General features: G+C 36.3%; 22 protein-coding genes and 1 tRNA gene. 5 read left to right on the forward strand and 18 right to left on the reverse strand.

Features of this window, described 5'->3' with window-relative positions; translation table 11 throughout:
- Window positions 1–394 precede the first annotated feature (394 nt).
- From Q0277_RS04550 to Q0277_RS04565, 4 genes are all read left to right on the forward strand, one after another.
- Window positions 395–1,309, forward strand: a complete 915-nt coding sequence (locus Q0277_RS04550; RefSeq protein ID WP_178976678.1) for an LLM class oxidoreductase — start codon at window positions 395–397, stop codon at window positions 1,307–1,309.
- 9 nt (window positions 1,310–1,318) lie between these two features.
- Entirely contained in the window at window positions 1,319–2,269 is a 951-nt protein-coding gene (locus Q0277_RS04555; RefSeq protein ID WP_002672662.1) for a hydrogen peroxide-inducible genes activator, read from the forward strand.
- 56 nt (window positions 2,270–2,325) lie between these two features.
- Window positions 2,326–4,419 carry a carboxy terminal-processing peptidase gene (locus Q0277_RS04560; RefSeq protein WP_297996018.1) on the forward strand — a complete coding sequence of 698 codons (2,094 nt, stop codon included), beginning with the start codon at window positions 2,326–2,328 and terminating at the stop codon, window positions 4,417–4,419.
- A 217-nt stretch (window positions 4,420–4,636) separates the two neighbouring features.
- Entirely contained in the window at window positions 4,637–5,692 is a 1,056-nt protein-coding gene (locus tag Q0277_RS04565; protein WP_297996020.1) for a heparan-alpha-glucosaminide N-acetyltransferase domain-containing protein, read from the forward strand.
- Here Q0277_RS04565 and Q0277_RS04570 read toward each other — a convergent pair.
- The 8 genes from Q0277_RS04570 to murA all read right to left on the reverse strand — a co-directional run bounded on the left by Q0277_RS04570 (window position 5,666) and on the right by murA (window position 12,482).
- The gene (locus tag Q0277_RS04570; RefSeq protein ID WP_297996022.1) at window positions 5,666–5,902 is read right to left on the reverse strand and encodes a hypothetical protein; all 237 of its coding nucleotides are present in this window, start codon (window positions 5,900–5,902) and stop codon (window positions 5,666–5,668) included. The genes Q0277_RS04565 and Q0277_RS04570 overlap by 27 nt on opposite strands.
- A 344-nt stretch (window positions 5,903–6,246) precedes the next feature.
- Window positions 6,247–6,873 carry a dTMP kinase gene (tmk, locus tag Q0277_RS04575; protein ID WP_297996024.1) on the reverse strand — a complete coding sequence of 209 codons (627 nt, stop codon included), beginning with the start codon at window positions 6,871–6,873 and terminating at the stop codon, window positions 6,247–6,249.
- Between the two features lie 518 nt (window positions 6,874–7,391).
- Complete coding sequence (locus Q0277_RS04580; RefSeq protein ID WP_297996025.1) at window positions 7,392–8,480, reverse strand: hypothetical protein; 1,089 nt, start codon at window positions 8,478–8,480, stop codon at window positions 7,392–7,394.
- A 64-nt stretch (window positions 8,481–8,544) separates the two neighbouring features.
- Window positions 8,545–9,030 carry a pantetheine-phosphate adenylyltransferase gene (coaD, locus tag Q0277_RS04585; RefSeq protein WP_297996027.1) on the reverse strand — a complete coding sequence of 162 codons (486 nt, stop codon included), beginning with the start codon at window positions 9,028–9,030 and terminating at the stop codon, window positions 8,545–8,547.
- Window positions 9,030–9,584: a UbiX family flavin prenyltransferase gene (locus tag Q0277_RS04590; protein WP_297996031.1), complete on the reverse strand. Its 555-nt coding sequence runs from the start codon at window positions 9,582–9,584 to the stop codon at window positions 9,030–9,032. Before Q0277_RS04590 ends, coaD begins: the two co-directional genes overlap by 1 nt.
- Window positions 9,585–9,660: 76 nt before the next feature.
- Window positions 9,661–9,735 (reverse strand) — tRNA-Gly (locus Q0277_RS04595).
- Window positions 9,736–9,796: 61 nt separating this feature from the next.
- On the reverse strand, window positions 9,797–10,978 hold the full coding sequence (locus tag Q0277_RS04600; protein ID WP_297996033.1) for a molybdopterin molybdotransferase MoeA: 1,182 nt from the start codon (window positions 10,976–10,978) through the stop codon (window positions 9,797–9,799).
- 235 nt (window positions 10,979–11,213) lie between these two features.
- Window positions 11,214–12,482: a UDP-N-acetylglucosamine 1-carboxyvinyltransferase gene (gene murA, locus Q0277_RS04605; protein ID WP_297996035.1), complete on the reverse strand. Its 1,269-nt coding sequence runs from the start codon at window positions 12,480–12,482 to the stop codon at window positions 11,214–11,216.
- A 161-nt stretch (window positions 12,483–12,643) separates the two neighbouring features.
- Here murA and Q0277_RS04610 point away from each other — a divergent pair, with 161 nt between their 5' ends.
- Window positions 12,644–13,057, forward strand: a complete 414-nt coding sequence (locus Q0277_RS04610) for a pyridoxamine 5'-phosphate oxidase family protein (protein ID WP_297996037.1) — start codon at window positions 12,644–12,646, stop codon at window positions 13,055–13,057.
- Window positions 13,058–13,077: 20 nt separating this feature from the next.
- Here Q0277_RS04610 and Q0277_RS04615 read toward each other — a convergent pair whose 3' ends face one another.
- The 10 genes from Q0277_RS04615 to recJ all read right to left on the reverse strand — a co-directional run bounded on the left by Q0277_RS04615 (window position 13,078) and on the right by recJ (window position 21,351).
- Window positions 13,078–13,407 carry a helix-turn-helix domain-containing protein gene (locus Q0277_RS04615; RefSeq protein ID WP_297996039.1) on the reverse strand — a complete coding sequence of 110 codons (330 nt, stop codon included), beginning with the start codon at window positions 13,405–13,407 and terminating at the stop codon, window positions 13,078–13,080.
- Window positions 13,408–13,544: 137 nt separating this feature from the next.
- A complete protein-coding gene (locus Q0277_RS04620) occupies window positions 13,545–13,943 on the reverse strand; it encodes a DUF1016 N-terminal domain-containing protein (RefSeq protein WP_297996040.1) in 399 nt (132 codons plus the stop codon).
- Window positions 13,944–14,003: 60 nt separating this feature from the next.
- Window positions 14,004–14,687 carry a hypothetical protein gene (locus Q0277_RS04625; protein WP_297996042.1) on the reverse strand — a complete coding sequence of 228 codons (684 nt, stop codon included), beginning with the start codon at window positions 14,685–14,687 and terminating at the stop codon, window positions 14,004–14,006.
- Between the two features lie 46 nt (window positions 14,688–14,733).
- Window positions 14,734–15,597, reverse strand: coding sequence for a hypothetical protein (locus Q0277_RS04630; RefSeq protein WP_297996044.1), 864 nt, complete (start codon window positions 15,595–15,597; stop codon window positions 14,734–14,736).
- Entirely contained in the window at window positions 15,570–15,938 is a 369-nt protein-coding gene (locus tag Q0277_RS04635) for a hypothetical protein (protein ID WP_297996046.1), read from the reverse strand. The genes Q0277_RS04630 and Q0277_RS04635 overlap by 28 nt, the downstream gene beginning before the upstream one ends.
- An 8-nt stretch (window positions 15,939–15,946) precedes the next feature.
- Window positions 15,947–16,321, reverse strand: coding sequence for a DegT/DnrJ/EryC1/StrS family aminotransferase (locus Q0277_RS04640; RefSeq protein WP_297996048.1), 375 nt, complete (start codon window positions 16,319–16,321; stop codon window positions 15,947–15,949).
- Window positions 16,322–16,401: 80 nt separating this feature from the next.
- Window positions 16,402–16,677, reverse strand: a complete 276-nt coding sequence (locus Q0277_RS04645) for a hypothetical protein (protein ID WP_297996050.1) — start codon at window positions 16,675–16,677, stop codon at window positions 16,402–16,404.
- 120 nt (window positions 16,678–16,797) lie between these two features.
- Entirely contained in the window at window positions 16,798–17,238 is a 441-nt protein-coding gene (locus Q0277_RS04650; RefSeq protein WP_297996051.1) for a hypothetical protein, read from the reverse strand.
- A gap of 103 nt (window positions 17,239–17,341) precedes the next feature.
- Entirely contained in the window at window positions 17,342–18,241 is a 900-nt protein-coding gene (locus tag Q0277_RS04655) for a YegS/Rv2252/BmrU family lipid kinase (RefSeq protein ID WP_297996053.1), read from the reverse strand.
- A gap of 119 nt (window positions 18,242–18,360) precedes the next feature.
- On the reverse strand, window positions 18,361–21,351 hold the full coding sequence (gene recJ, locus Q0277_RS04660) for a single-stranded-DNA-specific exonuclease RecJ (protein ID WP_297996055.1): 2,991 nt from the start codon (window positions 21,349–21,351) through the stop codon (window positions 18,361–18,363).
- Between the last annotated feature and the right edge of the window lie 558 nt (window positions 21,352–21,909).

Here is a 21,909-nt window from a genome sequence, read left to right on the forward strand (position 1 = left end):
CGCAAATCGAAGTGAAACCCTCCTACGGCCTCGACGAACGAATGACGAAGAAAGAACGAAGGAAAAGTGGGGGTAAGTTAAAGCTAAGATAGAGATAATTAAAGCTAAGATAGAGATAAAAAGAGGGTGATTAGTAGATTTCAACTTTGGCAAATTTTGAAACTTTGGGAAAGTTTGTTTTGGAAAGAGGGAGTAAACCGCACGAGCAAATAAAGAATAAGGGTAGGAAAGTTGGTTTTGAAAGGATAAAGAAAGGGTGATTAGAGATTTGTAAAAAGGGATATATATTACTGAAAATCAATAGATATTATATATGAGTAAAAAAGATTTTCGATATTAGTGAATTTATACATTATTTTTTCTTATTTTTGCCGTTCTAAACAAACTCATCATTATGATAGACGCACACAAATTATCTATTGGTTTACTACTACCTATTGAAGCATACGAAGGGGCTATTCCTAAAATGGAAAACCAAGTACAACTCATTCAGCGAGCTGAAATGTTAGGCTTTAATGCTGTGTGGGTGCGTGACATTCCTCTATACACTCCTGATTTTAACGAAGTAGGACAAATGTTTGACCCGTGGATATATTTGGCACACATTGCTACTCTTACGCAAAGTATTAAGTTTGGCTTTGCGAGTGTAATACTACCACTGCGTCACCCTTTACACGTAGCGAAGGCTTCGGCGAGTCTTGACGTGCTATTTCCGAAGCGTTTTATGATGGGAGTTGCTTCTGGTGACCGACCTGTAGAATATCCTGCTTTTAATGAACTTTATGAATCACGGAGTACTCGTGTATTGGAGCATATGGCTATGTTACGCGACTTGTGGAGCAAAGAGTTCCCCACCTACAACAATGAGTATGGTACCCTAATGGAAAAAATGGGTGATGTAGTGCCTAAGCCTTTGAATAAAAATATACCAATGTATGCCACAGGGCACATAGGAGGAGTGAATTTGGAATGGATTGCGAAAAACTCGGACGGGTGGATTTACTACCCAAGAGATTTTGCTCTCACTAAGAAGATAATACAAGACTGGCGCAAAGCTCTTAAACAAGAAGGAGAACCTCCTAAACCTTATATTCAACCTGTGTATATCGACCTAAAAGATAACCCTGATTTTGAACCACAGAAAATGGACTTAGGGTTTCGTTTAGGACGTAACTATTTATTGGATATGTTCTTAGAACTCGGAAAAATAGGGGTTAACCATATTATGCTCGTACTAAAATACTGCTCTCGTCCTGCAAGTGAAGTGCTTGAAGAAATAGGAAAAGAAGTATTGCCACACTTGAAATAAACGCAAATTATGACCATTACTCAATACCAATATGTGTTGGCTGTAGCGAAGTACAAGAACTTTACTACCGCTGCTGAACACAGTTTTGTTACCCAGCCTACCTTGAGTATGCAAGTGCAGAAATTGGAGGAAGAATTGGGGGTTACTATTTTTGACAGGAGCAAAAAGCCTTTACAGGTTACTGAAATAGGAGAACAAATCGTTAAACAAGCCCAAGTAATTGTAAATGAAGCGGGGAGAATGAACGATATAGTAGCGCAACAAAAGGGGTATATAGGAGGTGAGTTTCGCGTGGGGATTATCCCTACCGTCTCCCCTACTCTACTACCTATGTTTCTCGCTAATTTCATCAATAAATACCCTAAGGTATGCCTAAAAATCGAGGAGCAAACTACTGAAAACATCTTGAAAAAGATAGAGGACGGGAGTTATGATGCAGGGATTTTGGCAACCCCTCTGCACAATCCGTCGATAGTAGAAAGACCGTTATACTATGAGCCTTTTGTGGCTTATATTCCACAAAATCACCGTTTGCAAAACTCTAAGACTATCTATTCTGAGGATTTGGATATCAACGATATATTGATGCTTGAAGACGGACATTGTTTTAAGGATAGTGTACTGAATATCTGCAACCAAGATGTGATAGACTCAAAAGAGCACTTCCAACTAAAAAGTGGTAGTTTTGAAACCTTGGTACGCTTGGCTAACGAAGGCTTAGGAATGACTTTGTTACCATATTTACACTCTTTGGAACTGAAAGAGGAAGAAAAGAAACGGATTCACTATTTTGCTGAGCCTTACCCTGCGCGCGAAATCAGCTTGGTATATCACAAAAATGAACTAAAAATGCAAATCATCAAAGCCTTACACGACACTATTGCAGGGGTTATACGAGGGGCTATTGTTTTCCAAAATGTAAAAATTATCAGCCCAACAAGAGAAAGGCACAGAATTTGATAAAGCTAAGAGCTAAGAATTGAAAGTTAGCTAAATTATTAAAAAACAATTTTAGAATGAAAAATATTTCAGCAGTATTATTTTTATTATTTATTTCATTTGCGTCTTGTAGTTTTACAAGTAAGAAATTTGACAATCCAGATAAAGACAAGGATAGAGTGCTTTTGGACATTGTACAACACGTACTGGAAAACGCGCATTTTAGTCCGATAAAAATGGACGATGCTTTCTCTAAGAAAGTATTTGACAGTTATTTGAATAATATTGATGGGCAGAAGCGTTATTTTCTACAATCGGATATCAACGAGTTTAAAAAGTACGAAAACCGTTTGGACGACGATTTGAAAAACGGAGAAATTGCATTCTTCAACCTTTCTTACGAACGCCTCAAACAACGTATGAAAGAAGCAGAAGCAATTACCAAAGCTATCTTTGCTAAACCAATCAACCTGAATACCAATGAAACGATTAATACCGACTATGAGAAGTTGCCTTTTGTAAAGAACAAAGCTGAGTTACAAAACCGCTGGAAACAAGTGATTATTTTCACTACGCTTTCCACTTATATCACTAAACAAAAGGAAGAAGCGAGCAAGAAAGAAAAGGACGCTAAATATCAGCCTAAAACCAATGAGGTACTCAAAAAAGAATCGATAGAAGCTACTCAAAAAACATTGGCTGATATGTTCAGTATGTACAACGATATCACTCGCGAAGAGTGGTTCAGTATGTTTGTGAACGCTATTACTGAGACTTTCGACCCCCACTCCAACTATATGGCACCAGACATCAAAGAAGGTTTCGACCGAGATATGTCGGGTAAGTTTGAAGGTATAGGGGCACAATTACAAAAGAAGACTGATGGAATTGCTATTACCAATGTGATTTTGGGAGGACCAGTATGGAAAGGTAAACTCCTTGAAGTAGGCGACCAAATCCTAAAAGTAGCACAAGGAGCCGGTGAGCCCGTAGATGTAGTAGGAATGCGTTTAGACGATGCGGTAAAACTTATTAAAGGGCCTAAGGGCACTGAAGTACGTCTTACTGTAAAACGCGTAGACGGCACAATAGAAGTAGTGTCTATCATTCGCGATGTGGTAGAGATTGAAGAAACTTATGCCAAATCGGCAGTGATAACTGCTAATGGTAAACGCTATGGACTTATCAACTTACCTAAATTCTATATTGATTTTGAAGATGTAAACCAACGCAATGCTGCAACTGATGTGGCTCTTGAAATAGAAAAACTCAAAAAAGAAAATATAGACGGGCTTATTGTAGATTTACGTACCAATGGGGGAGGCTCCTTAAAAACAGTAGTGGATATAGGAGGTTTATTTATTCCTAAGGGGCCTATCGTACAGGTAAAATCGTCGCGCGGAAGTCGTGATGTACTCTCTGACAACGACCCTAAGACACAATGGGACGGTTCGCTGGTAATCCTTACCAATGAGCTTTCGGCTTCAGCCTCAGAGATTTTGGCGGCGGCTATGCAAGACTACAAACGCGCTATCATCATAGGTGGTAAACAAACCTTTGGTAAAGGTACCGTACAAAGTTTTGTAGACCTTAATAGTTTCTTGCGCCAAAACAATTACGGCGACCTTGGTGCTATAAAAATTACTATTCAGAAGTTCTATCGTATCAACGGAGGGTCTACTCAGCTAAAAGGTGTAGAAAGCGATATTGTAGTGCCTGATAAATACAAATATATTGACATAGGCGAACGCGATATGCCCAACGCTATGCCTTGGGATAAAATAGAGCCTGCTAAGTACACTCCTTGGACTAACAATGCTAACTTTGATAAGGCAATAGAAAACAGCAAAAAACGCATCAGTGAAAATCAATACTTAAAGCTGATTGACGAAAATGCTCAATGGATAAAACAACAACAGAAAGACAACATTTTTCCTCTCAACTACGAGGCTTACAAAAAAGTAATTGAGAAAAACGAAGAGCAATCTAAAAAGTTCAAAGCAATTAACGATTACAAATCTAACTTGAAATTCACTTCAGTAGCTTCTGATGAGGCTAAAATAAAAAACAGTGAAGACTTGAAATTGCGTCGTGATCGCTGGCACGAAAGTCTTGAAAAAGATGTGTATATAGATGAAGCTGTGAAAGTATTGGAAGATTTGAACAAATAAGACAATAAGTAATACATTATAAAAACATTGGCAGAGCGAGGTGCTTTGCCAATGTTTTTATTTTGGGTATATGGGAAATTTGTTATACCTTTGCACTAGGTTTTGTCTGTTACCTAAAATAGAAATGCGTTTTAAGATACTTAGTTATATGTAGGAATAAAAACCACCGCCACTACAAGAAAAAAATAGACCTTAGATAATAGACTATAAAAATATAATGAAACAACGACTGATATTTATCGATGTAATACGCGCTTATGCCATCTGTATGATGTTACAAGGGCATTTTATTACCGCTTTACTTGCTGAACCATACTGTGACGAAAGTAACCCTTACTATCATATTTGGCATTATTTCACAGGTATTACCGCACCTGTATTCCTTACCATTTCAGGCTTTATCTTTACCTATTTGCTCATTCGAGAAGGCGAACGCAGTGGTGTAGGACTCAAGAACTCACGTGTGAAGAAAGGAGCAAAACGCGGATTAATGCTTATAGCAGTGGCGTGTATTTTGCGGAAAAGCATCTATTTTGTAGATATTTTGCATTGTATAGGGTTAGCTCTCATCATAATGGTGGGACTCTACTTATTAGCTCGAAATCACGTGAGGCATTTCCTTCCTACAATGCTCATCGGCATTACTTTACTACTTTTCACTTTCAACGAGACCTATAACCAGTATGAATACTCTTGGTTACCTCAAGTAGTAGCCAATTACTTCACTCCAAAATACGGTACTTTCTTTACTATTTTTCCTTGGTTAGGCTTTGTGACCTTAGGAGGCTTTATGGGATCGCTATTTTACTATTACAGAAACACCAAACACTTATATACAGTATATACACGGCTACTTATTGGCATCGGAGCCATTTTTCACTTCCAATATCACACATTTCACTTCTTATACAGCATTACAGGGTGGGGACACTTTGAAAGTTTAGCACGCAATGGCTTTCTTTTTTTGAGAATGGGTGACACTCTTTGGACATTTGCTGTATTTGTAATCTTACGAAATGTACTTACTGCCCAATTTTTACAACGTATAGGGCAAAACACCCTTTCTATTTACATCATTCATAGTATTGCGCTCTATCACTTTATTCCATATTTCAACTTAGACCATTATCTTCATAAAAGCTTAAATCCTATCGAAGCTGTGATAGGTGCTATTGCCTTTGTGATAGGTATTTTAATTCTTTCATTCTATTATCACAAAGTCAGCAAATATATAAAAGAAAAATATTTAAACAAGAAAACCATTGAGAAATAAAATGGTAGCCATAGAAATCTTTACCAGCAAAAAGAAAAACATTTTTCTACTATTCTTAACCATTATTTTCTTAGCAATAGGCTTATTCTGTTTTCTAAATGCCAATGTATTATCTAAAAATGGCAAAAGAAGCATTGTTTTTATAGAAGCTATAGGTATTATTGTTATACATTTAAAAACCTTACGTAAAACGAACTTTAACGTCTTCATCGCTATCCTTTCAATCTAAAGAGCTTAAGCGGAATTCCGCCTGCGAATCCGCGAATTAAAATTCCGCCTGCGAATCCGCGGATTAAAATTCCGCGCAGGATTTCGCTTATGAAATTTCGCGCCTTTTCGGACTACGGCGGAATTTTAAGACAGAATTCCGTGGCGAAATTTTACGACTGAATTATAAAACAAAATTCCGCCCATGAAATTTTACCTAGAACCACGCCTATAAAATTCTATGACGAAATTAGGAGATGAAATTTTATGGGCGGAATTCTATAGTTAAAATTTCACGGCAGAGCTCTTAAATTCTTTCCCGCGGCAAAATTCCGCGTCTTAAAATTTTAAGAAAGTATGAAATTTTTTATCTGATCGCAGATCGCTTCTTCGGACTGCGCGGCGTCGATTTTTAGGGTCTCAACGCCGCACGCCCTGCATGCCTGCGCCATAAGATCTTGCACGCGCATTAGGTATTTTAACCCGCGAGCCTCGATTATATCGCTGCTAGCACGCGTTTTGAGCCGCCGCATGACGAGCTGTTCGTCCGCCGAAAATAGCACGATTTTATCTGCAAATTTACCCCCAAGCGCAAATTTATTAAGCGCGATAAGCTCGCTAAGATCCGCGTTTTTGTCGTTTGCCAGCGCATAGGCAAGCCCCGATATGAAGCCGCGATCGCTTAGCACGAGCCTGTCCGCGCCGCCCTTTATCACGCGCTCGTAGTGCTCGGCGCGGTCTGCGAGGAACAAAAGCAGCTCGGCGCGCTTTGAGATTTCGCCGCAGGCTTCGCGTAGATTTACGCTGCCGCACGGCCACTTAAAATCCTCGCCCAAAACGAGGCTTCGCACCGCCTCGCCGAGCTTCGTGCCGCCCGGCTCCTTGGTCACGATCGCCTGCGGAAAAGCCGCCGCCAGCCGTGCTATCTGCGTGCTTTTTCCCACGCCGTCGATACCTTCGAATATTACATACATTTTTCGCCTTTAAATTTGTGTGTTATTTTACAAGCTTATAGCTAAATAGCGGCTTTTTTAACAACCTGGCGTAAAATTTAGACCCTAAATCGGGCTTTTGCGCGAGCTTGTACGAGCCTCTTTTTATCTTTTGGCATAAAATTTTATCGGGCGCTTGCTCGGCTCCTGCTCTTTGCGGCGCAGCTCGCGGTTAAATTTAGCGCTCGGACGGATGCGTTGCATAACACAGCGAGCGAATAAATTTGCGCTTGCGGATATGTACCGAGCGGAGTAGGGCGCCAGCCGATAAAGACGGCGCGCCGTGCGGATAGAATGGCACGTCGGGCGAGGTAGGGCGCCATTATATACATGGTAGGATATGTGCTTTGCGAAGCGGATGGCGTTAGATGGAATGGGCGGCACTTCGGGCGGAGCAGGGCGGCGGCACCATTCGGAGTAGGGTGTGTTACTGGGCGGCGCGGGCGGGCGAGTGCTGCGCGCGATGATAAAACCGCGACGATGAAATTTTAAATTTTGCCCTATACGTTTATCGGCTCGGGATTTATCGCTATGAAATTTTTCTGCAGATCGCCAAGATCGCAATCGGTAGCCGTGATCGTAAAATCCTCCGTCATATCGAGCGCAAATTCGCCAAGATCTGCTTTAAGCTGTTTCACGCACTCCCAAATGAGCTTTTTAGCCTGCGCATATTTATCGTTTAGTTGCGTTTCCTGATTGAAAAGATCGAAAATTTTCGCCGTTTCGTAGTCTACTTCGACCTCGGCTCGAAACTCGTAATCAGGAACAAGCCAAAGAAGCCAACCGTCCTTTCGTGTAAGCCACTGCGCGCGCTGTTCTTGCGAGCCGAATCCGATGATTGGCGGCAAACTCCTATTGTCGCAAGCTAAATTTATGCAGTAGAGCTTGCAGCCGGGCGCATGCTTTTTGATCGTCTCTTTAATCGCTGGCAGCAGCCTCTGCGCGGCGAGCTCATAGAGCTTTTTGTAGCTCATATTCTTATCGGGCTTTTGATAGCGCACATAACCATTTTCGGTTATTAAGCTTAGCTCGCCCATTGCGTCAAATTCATAGTTTGTTACGTCATTCCTTCTGCCTGCGCGAGGGTGCTCTACATACTCCCGTCTTTGTGCGAGCTTGCCGCCTTCGTAAGTAAAATTTTCTATCCCATAGGCGTTGTTGTCAAAGGCTGAGTAGATGGACTTTAGCACGCCACCCTCATAGACAAATCTTTTTATATAGAAGCATTTTGAGCATTTTTTATTGTAGCAGCCGAAGTGATATTTTAAAACTTCGTCCCGCCCCCAAAAATACAAATTATCCCAGGAAGATTTTTTGTCGTCATGTTGTCTTTCAAAAACGACGCGATCTTGCGCGTCAAAGCCGTATTCGTAGGCGTTTGCGATCTTTTTTGGTTTAGCTTTTAAAATTTTGCCCTTAAAGAAGCGGTTATATTCGAAATAAAACGGCTCTAAATTGATATAACTACCCGACGCCCAGCGCCTACTTACGACCTGCGCTTCGGCTATTTTATTTAAGGCTTTGTATTCATCTCTCACGCTTTTTAAAAACGTTCGCAGTCTTTCTATCTCATCCATTGCTTCGTTCATTTTATCTCCCGTGTGGTTTGTAAATTTTAAATTTAGCTGCGCCTGCGAGCTAAATTTCAGTCGCTTAAGAGCTCATTTTTTTAAAAAATTTTAAAATTTCGCTTGGCACCAGGTGCGAAACATCACCGCCGTGGCTTAAAACGGAGCGGACGATCGAGCTTGAGATGAAGGCGTTTTTGAGCGTCGGCATCAAATACACGCTCTCAAATTCCTCCCATAGCGAGGCGTTTGCATAGCCGATCTGCAGCTCGTACTCAAAGTCGCTAACCGCGCGAAGCCCGCGGATTACGAAGCGCACGCCGCAAGATTTAGCAAAATCCACGAGCAGATTATCAAAGCTTTGCACACTTATGCCGCGAAGCCCGCGCGTCGCGGCTCGCGCCATCTCTAGTCTGGATTTTAGGCTGAAGTAGGGCTTCTTGCTCTCGTTGAGCGCGACTGCGACGATGACTTCATCAAAAAGCCCTAGCGCGCGCTTGATGACGTCTAGATGGCCGTTCGTGATAGGATCGAAAGTGCCCGGATAGATACATTTTCTTGAGTTTTGCATTATTGCCACCTTTTAAATAGCTCGTTTTGCACGCCCAGCGCGTCGCACCACTTGCCGATTATGAAATTTTTTAAATTTTGCACGCCGCAGTAGCCCGCGATCACGGGCGGAGCGATGATGACGCCGAGCGCGGCTAGCTCGCTCATCTGGCGCAGGCTGATCGCAGAAAGCGGCATCTCACGCACGCCAAGAACCAGCCGCTTGTGCTCTTTTAGCGCGACTGCGGCGGCGCGAGTGCTTAGGCTGTCGCAAAGTCCGCCGTAAATTTTAGCCAAAGAGCCGATAGAGCAGGGCGCAAAGATTGTGGCGTCAATGCCGAATGAGCCTGAAGCGAGCGGCGCGCCCAGATCGGTATTGGGATAAAATTTTACGCTCCTAAATTCCGCGGATTTTAAAGCCTCGTCCGCGTCTATGCCGCTTTCGGCGCGCAGGACGCGGCGCGCGCCCTGCGTAAGCACGGCGTGAATTTCATGCGGCGAGCTGGCAAGAAATTTAAGCAGATCAAGCCCGATCTCGCAGAAACTGGCGCCGCTTACGCAAACTAAAATTTTCATTTCAAAGCTTTCATATCGAAATTTTGTGCTTTAAAAGCGAGCGAAACGGAAAGAATTTTAAAATTTGAAGTTGAAATGGAGCGGGAAACGAGAGTCGAACTCGCGACATCAACCATGGCAAGGTTGCGCTCTACCACTGAGCTATTCCCGCATGCGGTAAAGATGAAGCGTGATTTTAACTTATAAATTTTCATTTGTCAATAATTTCTCGCTTAAATTTCATAAATTTTTACGATTTCTCCAGCGCGAACTTTGTCGCATTCGGGATCAGCCAAGAAAAAATGCGATGCCGCAGCCAGCGGTCTGATGCGCCCAGAAGGCGACGGCATAGGCGTAAAAACTCCGCCTTCGTATGCGCCTACGGTTAAATTTACTCTGCCGCTTTTTAGCTTCAGATCGCTTGCGAGCTTGGCATAGATCGCCGCTTCTGCGCTAAAAGCCCCACCTGCGCCGCTAAGCTTAAATAGGATCGGTAGTATGACTGCGCGCGTAAGCACGAAAGCAGCCATCGGATTACCTGCCATTGCAAAGACGAATTTGCCGTCTTTTGCGAAGCACTTGCTGGGGCGGCCGGGCTTGATATCAATGTGATCGAAAACCTGCAAAAATCCAAGTTCACTCATAGCGCTTTGCATAAAATCCGCCTCCCCAGCACTTGCTCCACCGCTGGTAATTAGCACGTCAAATTTACGCGTAGCAGTATCTAGCGCCTCGCACACCGCGCTAAAATCATCCTTTAAAATCCCTAAATACTCATTTTCAAAGCCGTATTTTTGCAGCAATGCAGCAATACCACTAGAGTTGGCGTTATAAATTTCGCGCTCACTTGCGCTCTGCCACGGCTCTTTTAGCTCGTTGCCGCTCGAAAATAGAGCGATTTTAGGACGCGCGTAAACGCTTGCTTCGTAAATTCCTTGCGCGGCAAGAAGCATGATTTTAGCAGGGTTTAAAATTTCGCCACGGCGCAATAAAAGCTCGCCCACGCGCACCTCCTCGCCTTTTTTACGAAAGCCGTCGTGGGCATGAACGGAAGCAGGGATTTTTAGAGTTCCACCTTGCGCGTCTACATCCTCTAGCCTCGCGACAGAGTCTGCGCCTGCAGGCATTGGCGCGCCGGTCATTATCTTTTGCGCTTGCGTAGCCTTTATTTCGTAGAATTTCTCATCTCCTGCAAAAATCGTAGGCTCTACGATCTCTAGCTCTTCGTCTTTGAATTCCGCCGCGTAGGCATAGCCGTCAAGTGCCGAATTATCGAAGCAGGGCAGGTTTTTAATCGCAGAAATATCGCTATAAAGGATGCGGTCTAGAGCGCTGGGAAGAGGCACCTTTTCACTCCGCCTGCTTGATGTGATTTTAGTCATAGCCAAATCTATAGCCTCATTTACTCCTATCATTTTAAGTCCTTTTTATCATTTTTTACATTTAAAATTCGCACAGTTAATACTTCGCGTGACCTTAAATTTTATGTTGCGCCAAAGCTTGCAAAGCAAAATTTTATCCAAATGAGTGCGCAAAATTTCACGGGCTCAAACTTGCCTTATTTTAATGCGAGCGTTGCTTAAAATTTCAAAGCATATCACTCGTAGAATTCCGCGAGCTTGCTTGCGCAAGATTTTTATTCCGAAGTCTTCATTCCTCCAGTCTCTGTATGTCCGCACCAAGCGCACCAAGCTTAGCTTCCAGTCTCTCATATCCACGATCTAGGTGGTAAATTCTATGTATTTTGCTCTCGCCGCGCGCCGCAAGGGCGGCTAAAACGAGAGCTGAGCTGGCGCGCAGATCGGTCGCCATCACGTCTGCGCCGTTTAGCTTGCCGCCGCTGATAGTCGCGATGTGTCCGTTTAAACGGATATCTGCCCCCATTCTTGAGAGTTCGCTAACGTGCATGAAGCGGTTTTCAAAAAGCCTCTCGTCGATGGTGCTGACGCCCGAGGCGATGCATGCTAGCGCCATAAACTGCGCCTGCATATCGGTAGGAAAGCCCGGATATTCGCTCGTTATAATCTCTACTGGTTTGATCTTTGAAGCGGGCAAGATCGCTATCTCGTCGCCGCCGTTTGAAATTTCAAATTTAAAGCCCATATCTTCAAATTTTGCAAGCACGGCGCCAAGATGAGCTGCGCAGGCGTGCGTTATCGTGATGCGGGAGCCCGTGATCGCACCCGCGCACAGATAGGTGCCCGCCTCGATGCGATCGGGAATGATCGAAATTTCATCCAATCCTAAAAGCTTACCGCCGCTTCCTTTGATGAGGATCTCGTTCGTACCGATGCCCTCTATGTCGATGCCTGCGCTTTTTAATGCGTTGCAAACGGCGATTACTTCGGGCTCTTTTGCCGCATTTATGATATGCGTGGTACCGCTTGCTAAAGCCGCCGCCATTACGATGTTTTCGGTGCCGGTGACGGTAATTTTGTCAAAATTTATAGTCGCGCCCTTAAGCCCTTTTTTTGCGGTACAAACGACGTAACCCTGCTCGATCTTAACCTCCGCGCCCATCTTTTCAAGCGCGCTAAGGTGTAGATCGATCGGTCTTGCGCCGATTGCACAACCCCCTGGAAGGCTTACCTCGCAGTGTCTAAATCGCGCCAAAAGCGGCCCCAGCACCAAGATCGAAGCGCGCATTTTGCGCACTATATCGTAGATCGCCTTGGTCGAGTTTATCTCGCGCGGATCGATTTTGGCGGTGTTGGCGTCAATAAACTCGCACTTTGCGCCTAAATTTGAAAGTAGCTGAATTAGCGTGTGGATATCAGAAACTGCTGGTAAATTTTTAATTACGACTTCTTTTTTTGAAAGGATAGATAGGGCTATGAGCGGCAGTGCGGCGTTTTTTGCGCCACTTATTTTGACGCTACCGCTTAGTTTTTTGCCTCCGTTAATTCGTAGATAATGCATGATTTCTCCGTGTAAAATTTCGGCGATTATACAGAATTTAGCTTTAAAGTTACCATTTTGTTACTTCGTAATAAAAATGTGCCTTCTTCACAATTTTTCTGTTTTAAGCTATAATTAACATAGTTAGCTAACTCAAAAAAATATATCTGGAGGAAATTGAGATGATTGATTATAATAAAATATTAAAAGAAAACTCTTACGGGATTTTAGCTACACTCGATGATAGCAAACCTAAAACAAGAATTTTTCAGTATCTGTTTTCTGAGAAAAACAAAGTATATCTTGCAACTACAAATAATAAAAACGTTTATAAACAGTTAAAAAAATGTCCTTACGTTTCTTTTCTCTCTCATTCAAAAGATTATTTATCATTTATATCCGTAAATGGAAATATTCATTTTACTGATGATATTGATCTTAAAACAAGAGTTTTAAATGAATATCCAGCAATAAAAGAACTTTTTAAAACTCCTGACAATCCTATTTTTGAACTTTTTTATATTGATGTAGAAGAAATCAGGACTTTTGATTTAAAAACTTATACCAATGAAAATTTTAAAATCGAAAAACCATAATTAATTTGATACAATTTCAGTTATTCGTATTTTGTTTTTTCTCGGTAATTTACACCCCATTTGTCCATACTTTCCAGTATTGGCTTTAAACTGTAACCTGTTTCAGTAAGAAAATATTCAACTTTTGGAGGAACTTCAGGATAAATCTTTCTTATAAGAAGATTGTCCTCCTCCATTTCTCTTAAATTGTATGTCAAAACTTTATTAGAAATTCCGTTTATAGATTTTCTCAACTCTCCAAATCTTTTTGTTCCATCGAGTAAATCTCTTATTATAAGTATTTTCCATTTATTAGAAATTAAAGAAAGTGTTATTTCAACAGAACACTTCGGTAATTCTTTTTTATTCATAATTATCATTCTCTATTCTTTTTAATTTTATTTTCTTATCATACTCCCTCAAAACTTTTTCCACCTCATTTTCAAGCACTTACTTATTAGGGATATACAATGTGTATTTTGAAGCAAAAATCTGACCTAGTGCATATTCAGACTGAATACCATTCTCTTTCATAAAATGCTCTTTCTTTATCATCAGATATACTCAAAATCTCACAATAATGGGACCAGCTCAGTTTTCCAGACACTGTCTGGAATTTTTGATATTTCAAATAAAATTTTCTCATATTAAATAAATTTGATTTTGAAAAGCCTTTTCCATACTCTTTTGTCAATTTTTTTGATAATTCTTTTAAAAGTTTTTTCCCGTATTCTGCTCTCTCACTATTTCCCTGCTCATCTTCTATAATAATTTTCCCAATTTTCCAATAAGTCTGCACAAGAATATTATTAATCTTTACAGACACCTGTTTTCTCGCATTTTCCATCAATTCTTTGATTTGCAAATAAACCATATTACTCTCAATTCCTTTTTCAATTTTACCCATTTTAACCCCCTATTTATATTAAATTCTAAAAATAATTTATAACTTATCAAACATATTTAACTAATAACTAATTTTTTGTTCAACATTCGGATTTTGAACGGCTTTCTCATATAATCCCTTTAATTCTTCAAAATGATTTCCATTTTTTTCTCTATATTCTTTTTCCTTTTCTGTCAATTCCCTATTATACGGATTATCCCCCAAACTGCTGTGAAGTGCAACCCCAAATTGTGTTATAATATCAAATTTCATGATTTCCTGCGACAAACTTTTATCTGTATAAAATTTATAACCATCGTAATTTGAACCTCTTCCCGCATCATAGTAAATATCGTTATTGTATTTTACTTTTACAATATTTTTTATTTCTTTTTTTGTTTTTCTTTCATAAATAACTGCTTTATTGTTTTCCACCAATTCAGCAATATAATTACGAACATAATCCAATTTTTTATCCTTATCCGAAATATTATTTTTTATATTATTTTCTTTTTTATCCCTATTTTTATTGTATAATTCCAATAGATCACTTTTTCTCACTAAAATATCATAATTTTCAGTTTTATACGTTACTATATTCTTTTTATCATTTGGCAATACATAACTCAAATTTATTTCCTTTTCAAAAATTTGACTTAATTCTATGTATCTTTTTTTCTTCGTATCATAAGTTCCTTTTACAATTGTTTCTGCTAGTCCTTGAATTGCTACTCCAAGTAACAAAATAAATAATATTTTTTTCATAATAATTCCTTCTTTCTTTTAGTTCTTAAATTTTAACTACTTCTTATTAAATATCCCCATCAATCTGGTTTTCAACACAATTTCTCCTTTTATCTTTATTATTTATTTTCAAAGTTCCTAAATAAAATCCTGCATTAACAATCAGTGCATACAAAAAATATCTCGATTTCAATGTTTTTACAATTCCAATTTTTTCAATAATTCCACCCTCAGTTTCTTTGAAATACATCAAAACTTTATAAGGAAAAGTATAAATTATTACATAATAATCTTCTTTATACCAGTTGAAACCAATAAAAATAAATATAAATGCAATTATCAAACAACCTAGTATTGTCAATTTTCTTATAATTTTTATTTCTTCAACGTTAAAATATCTTTTTATAACAAACCCAAAATAAATATTTGCAGTAATTAATGGTATTAAAACATTAATTTGATTTTCACCCCAAAAACTTCCAAAACAAATTGCAAAACTAGGAATCAAAAAATACATTGTAACAAACCACAATATAATTTTAGAAACTTTAGACAAATAACTTCTGATCTTTATTTTACTTCTAAATATTCCTAAAATGAATAATCCGTTGAAAAAACATAATTTTATAACTCCAATAATATCTATTCTAAATAACAATACTACTGATAAAATTATAAAAAATATTGGCAATTTCAAAATTTTATCATTTTCATATTCCGATTTTTTCCCCATGAAATAAAACATTACGCCAAAAATTATTCCCGTTATTATTGAAAACATTCCTCCAAAAAATAATCGAAATGGCAAATCAAAACCATAATCCCAGTCATATTTTCCTGCCAAAAAATAAAATACAAAAAATAAAATTTGAAGAATTATAAACTTTGCTATTTTTATTTTCCTTAAAGTGTTTTTAGAAATCTCTTCCACTCCTTAACTCCTCCCTTCTTCAATATCATCGTCGAAAAATAAGGAACCTCCTCTACACTCTCAATATCCCAATAAAAAACTTCATTCTCTTTTCCGCAATCTGAAACGATTACAGCATTTTCTTTATTCCCAGTTTCAATTATCGCTTTTTTTATTTTCTCAAAATCTCGGCTAATTTTCATTAACACTAAATTTTGATTATTTTCAATTTCTTTATAGTACTTTTCATCATTAAGAAAAGTTAAAACTTTCTTTCCTTCATAATTTTCAGCTGTAAGACCTAACCAATTAAATTCTCCATCTTTTTCTACTATACCAAAATTTAATTCTGATAACTTCATTTTATCTCCTATAACTCTAAATTATTTAAGAAGTTTACAATATATTCTTTTTCTTCTTCAGTCAACTCAGGATCAACTGGTATTGCAATTGTTCTCTTAGATAAGTACTCTGCATTAGATAAAGTCCCCTCTTTGTATCCTAAATTTCTATACACTTTTTGTAGATGTAAAGGTATAGGATAATAAATTCCATAAGCTATTCCTGCTTCATCTAATTTTTTTGTTAATTCATTTCTATTTTCAGTTTGGATAATATACATATGATAAACATTGTAATCATCTTCTCTTAATTGCATTTTCTTATATTTTTTATCATCTAATTTTTCAAAGGGTATATTTTGATAAACATATAGATATTCAATAAGTTCGTTAATTTTATTCAAATCACTTTCTTTTATTTACAATTGTTTTCAGAATTTAAGGCATTTTAAAAATTAGTTTAGAAAGTATGGGTTCTCTTCTTTTACTCTCTGTTTTTTATTAGGTAAGATAATTCTAATAAATCTAAATATATTGAATACTCATATATGTCTGTTTCATCATACCTATAAATTCTAACTATATCATTTATATCACTTAGATCTAAATTTTTATAATCCACTTTCCTTTGAGCATTTTTATATCTATCATAATGTATAAATTCATCAACATTTCTCATTCCTACTTTTATCTTATCGTAGTTATTATCTTTATATAAATATTCAACAAGTTGATTTAAAATATTTAATTCTTTTTCCAAATCATATTTCTTTTTTAACTCTATTTCATAATTTTTTATATTATCTAAATTAAGTAGAAAACTAAATTCATTTGTTGAATAAATAATAAAATTTGAACTATAATGGCATGATACTTTTTCTCATGGATTATAAAATCTCATTAACAAATAATCTCTTATAAAATCAATATGTAGCTTTATTTTCTTATTTATCATTTCTATTTTTTTTTTAACTTCTTCTGAATGATTAGTTATTGAATTTAAATTTATCATGTTTTTAATTTCTCTTATGAAAATTGAATAGTAGTTTTCCTCTATAGAAGTAGCTTTTATTAGAGGAGTGTTGGTACAAAAAAAATCAGAATTATAATATGCGTCTCCTACAACCTCATATACCTTAATAGAATTAATATTTTTATAATTATTCCCATTTCCATCAATCCTTCCCCTAAAACCTTCTATGTGCTCAGAAAACGTATTATTGATAATAGAATTTTTAAATTTTTTATCAGTTTCAAAAGTGTTTGAATAATTTAAACAATTAAAAAATAAAAACAAAAATAATATCATGTATTTTTTCATTAGTATACCACCCTATCTTTAAATTTTCTTTCCCATTTTTTATGGAAAATCCCTGTTTCTATTTTAGTCTTTTTAATCTTTATCTATCCGTTATTATAAATTCTTAACAAAAAACTTTTAATTTCCCACTTATAAACTCAATTGTTACATCTATATTTTCTCCTTCTTCTCCATCAATGCTTACGTCAATTTCTTCAGTAACTTTTTTTATTTTGCATTTTTTGGCTTGTAAAGTTCGGATGTAATCGTTGTTTGTTAGGTTGCTGTTCATTAAGTCTATTAGGATTTTTGGAATATCCAGCGGGTTGTCAATGTTTTTTACGATTAGAATATCCATAAATCCGTCATTCATACTGGCTTCATCAATTACATTTTCAAATCCTCCAACACTTTTCCCATTCAGAATTGCATATAAAATAGCCTTTTCCTTCACTTTCTCATTTCCATCCAACACAATATCCAAGTCAAAAGTCTTTATATTTGTAAGTTCTCCAAGTCCATTTATGTAATAGGCAATTTTTCCAAATGTTTTTTTCAACGTTTTGTCTGTATTGTAGGAAATTTTGGTAAATAGTCCGCCAGCATACGATGACAAGAACACAGTTTTTCCATTGATTAACCCAAAATCAATGTTTTTGGCAGTTTTATCTGTAATTTTTTCTATCCAGTTCTCAATGTTTTCTTCGATTTTCAATGCTTTCGCAAAGTCGTTTGATGTTCCTGTCGGAAATATTGCAACTTCTGGAAATTCAATATTTTTAGAATAAAGTTCGCTTAAACAACGGCTTAATGTTCCATCTCCACCTGATAAAATCAAAATATCATATTTTTCATTTTTTAAAATTTCTGTAAACAGGTCATAATCCTTATTTATACTATAAAGTGTCAATGTAATCCCTTTTTCCAGCAGTTTTGTCGTGATTAAATCAAAATTGCTTAAAATCATATTGGCATTTCCAGATTTTGGATTGTAAACCAAAATAGCCTTTTTTAATTTTTTCATATATTCTCCTATTTTTTATATTCTTATCACACAGATATTATCTCACATCACTTTTTTTATAATTTTTTAAAGCAAATCAAGATTTTTTGCTAATCAAATATCTGTATCATTATTTACTTTTACAAAATCTCATTAACCGAATAATCAGAATAAATCTTTTCTCCATCAGTAAACAACTTTTTCAATTTAATTTTTTCTTCAATCGGTAAATATTCTACAAAAATATTTTTTGCATTTTTTCTCTCCTTCTTCGTTGAATTTTCTAAAAATATTATATTTTCTGGCACTTCAATTTTCGTATCTATCTCTTCAATATTATTTCTGTCCAAATCATCTGTTTTTACCATAAAATCTTTAGAATTTATTATTACGCAAAATCTTTTCTCCACTTCCTGTTTTCCATCTTCACTTAACTTTTCAATATTTTCCTGCTGTTTTTCCACAATATTCTCAGAGTTTTCCACATTTTCATTATTTTTAAATTCTATTTTTTCAACTTTTTTATACTCCAGCTGTTTTTGTTCTTCATTAACTTCAAGATTTTGGCTATTTTCCTCAATTTCATAACTAATTTCGTTTTGCATTGAAAAATCTGTTTTTATAATATTTTCCAATCGTTCTATATCTTTGTAATTATAAAATAATGTAAACGGATAGTCATTTTCAGAATATTCTTCATTTATATCAAAATATGATTTTATAAAATTGTTAAAAGCTGGCTTTTTATCTGAACTTATTACAATCTGACTTTTTTTATCAGTCATTTTTTTATAATAAATTCCAACTGTTAGTAAAAAATTTTCAAAATTTGACATTTTGTATTTATATTTTTCATTTTCATCAAAAATATTTTTTATAATCAAGTTTTTATTTTGCTTAAAAAACTGTGCCAGCAATTCTTTAGTCTGTGAATTATATTCCATTTTCCCAATCAAAAATTCTTTTATCTTTTTAAAAATTCCAATTTGCGTGTGATCATAACATTTAAAATTATAATCTCTTTTTATCAGTATATTTACAATATTATGATTTGAAGTCTGCTTCACATCCTCCATTTTCACAGTAAAATTCCAGTTATAATACTGATTTAAAAGTATTAACAAGTTGGAAACACTGTAATCAAGCCGTCCAATGAACTTTCTTCCTTGAAAAAGCGAAACCTGATCAAATTCCATTTTCATTGTAATTTTCTTTTCCGTTTCCAGCTCAATATTTGTATAAAATACCGACTTCATCGGGAAAGATGTGTTAAAAAGCGAATGATAATAAGATAAAGTATCGTCCTTCAACTGTGACACTTTCACATCCTCAACATACACTTTCGTATAATATCTATCTTGAAACATTTCTGTCTTTAATTTATAAACAATGTCGTAAAACAAATTCTCGTTCAGTTCTTTAAAATACTCGCCAGAATTAAACCAGACAGCATTTTTATTAAAAAATCCCTTTTGCTTTATGTCAAACATTATATGATTTTTATTTTCTCCAATGAACTTTATATTTTCAAAAAGTACGTTATTTGTCCTGAAAGTCGGCATTGGATTTCCAAAGCCAAACGGCTTTAAAAGTTCTATTATTTGGAAAAATTCGTAGGAAACCTTTTGAATTGGGATTTGCTTATCAATTTCTATTATTTTTACAAAATCCTCTTCTTTCAGTTTTGTTTTTGCAAATTTATTTATTTTTTTCCTAAATAATTCCAAATTTTTTATTCCAATCGTAAATCCAGCTGCTCCAGAATGTCCTCCAAACTTTACAAAAAGTTCAGGCATTGACTGCAACGCCTCTAAAATATTAAAATTCCCAATGCTTCGGCACGATCCAACTGCTATTCCTTCATCTTCCTTCACTTCAATGATAATCGCAGGCTTGTAATATTTATCTACAATTTTGGAAGCCGCTATACCAATTACACCGTGATGATATTCAGGCGAATAGTCCACAATCACATAATCTTCCTTCAAATCGCTTTCTTCAATGTGTTTTTCCACTTTTTCCACTATTTCATTTTGCAATTCTTTACGCTCAAAATTCTTATTAATCAATTCCTTTACAATTATCTCAATTTCTCTATCGTTATCCGAAATTAGTAATTTTACTACCATTTTTGCATCTTTAAGCCTTCCAGCCGCATTAAAGACAGGTGCTATGATAAAGCCCACATCATACGAATTATATTCAGTTTTCTCATTAAAATCTGAATTTTGCGTACTAAACAATTTATACAGCAAAAATCTAAGCCCCTTATTTTTAGAACGGCTAAGCTGCTCCAGCCCAAACTTAGTCAAAATCCTGTTTTCTTCCACCAGCGGCACAATATCCGCAACTGTACCAATTGCCACCAAATCGAGATATTTATATGCTTTTGCCTTTTTCCCAATTCTTTCATAAAGACAAAGAATTACCATAAAAATAGTCCCTACTCCCGCTAGAAATTCAAAGGAAAATTCATTTTCAGGACGTTTCGGGTTCACAACCGTGATAGCATCTGGAACTTTGTCCCCATTTAAATTATGGTGATCAGTAATAATTATCGGCAAATTTATAGAATTTGCAAACTCCACTTCAGGAAACGCTGTAATTCCACAATCCACAGTAATTACCAAATCTGCCCCAGATTCTTTTATTTTTTTCAATGCTTCATTATTCAATCCATACCCTTCATCCCGAATTGGAATATAATAATTCACATTTTCTGCCCCAAGCTCTTTTAACGCCATATACAAAATAGATGTCGAAGTAATCCCATCCACATCATAATCCCCATATATCCAAATATTTTTCTGTTCCTTTATCGCCTTTTCAATTTCCAAAACTGTCTTTTCCATATCCTGCAGTCCATAAGGATTCTGGATATTTTCAAGTTTTGGATTCAAAAATTCCCTTATTTCCTTATCTGTCGTTATCCCACGTGAATAAAGTATTTTCAAAATATCATTATCAATTACCGAACTTAAATTCGTATTTTCAAAATTCTGTTTTTCAGTCTTACTTTTTTTCAATTTTTTTGTTTTTTCATCATTTTTTTGCTTGTTGTCTCTTTCAATATATTCCCTCTCCTGTCGTGGATTAGGAATAATTTTTGCAGCCCATTTTGTATTTCTCATAGTTTTCTCCTCTTTTATATTTTCCCCTCTTATTTTAAACTTTATTTTTATTATTGTACTCTCTTTTTAAGTATTCGAATTACTAAATTCTTTTAAAATATTCATTTTAATACTAATTTCTAACTAAAAATGGTACACAACCGATGTTTTCGCTAACTTAATTTTTTCATTTTCACAAGAGGTCAAGACCTCTTGCTTTAGAATATTTGTTTTATTAATAAAGACATATAGTTGTCGAACAGGTTTAATCAATAGCGACAATATATACTTTTTCCTAATTTATTATACATAGTTTAATCAGATATTAGTATAAGCTATTTTGATTAATATTTCTTTATTAAAGCAGCCTTCATAATTAAATTAAAAATGTCGTGATTTTTTTAGAATGAAAACGACTAAATACATTTATGTGTTTCTTTCGCTAGAACCTTCATAGCAAATATATTTTGTAGAATTGTTCTAATCTTTATCTGCGAAAGTGAGCATAGCGAGTTTCGTTTTCGTTTCAAAAAAATGCTTAGACAAGCTGGGATTAGTGCGTAGCACTTTCGCCAAAAT

This window comes from uncultured Campylobacter sp. (genome assembly GCF_938030815.1).
GTDB lineage: Bacteria > Campylobacterota > Campylobacteria > Campylobacterales > Campylobacteraceae > Campylobacter_B.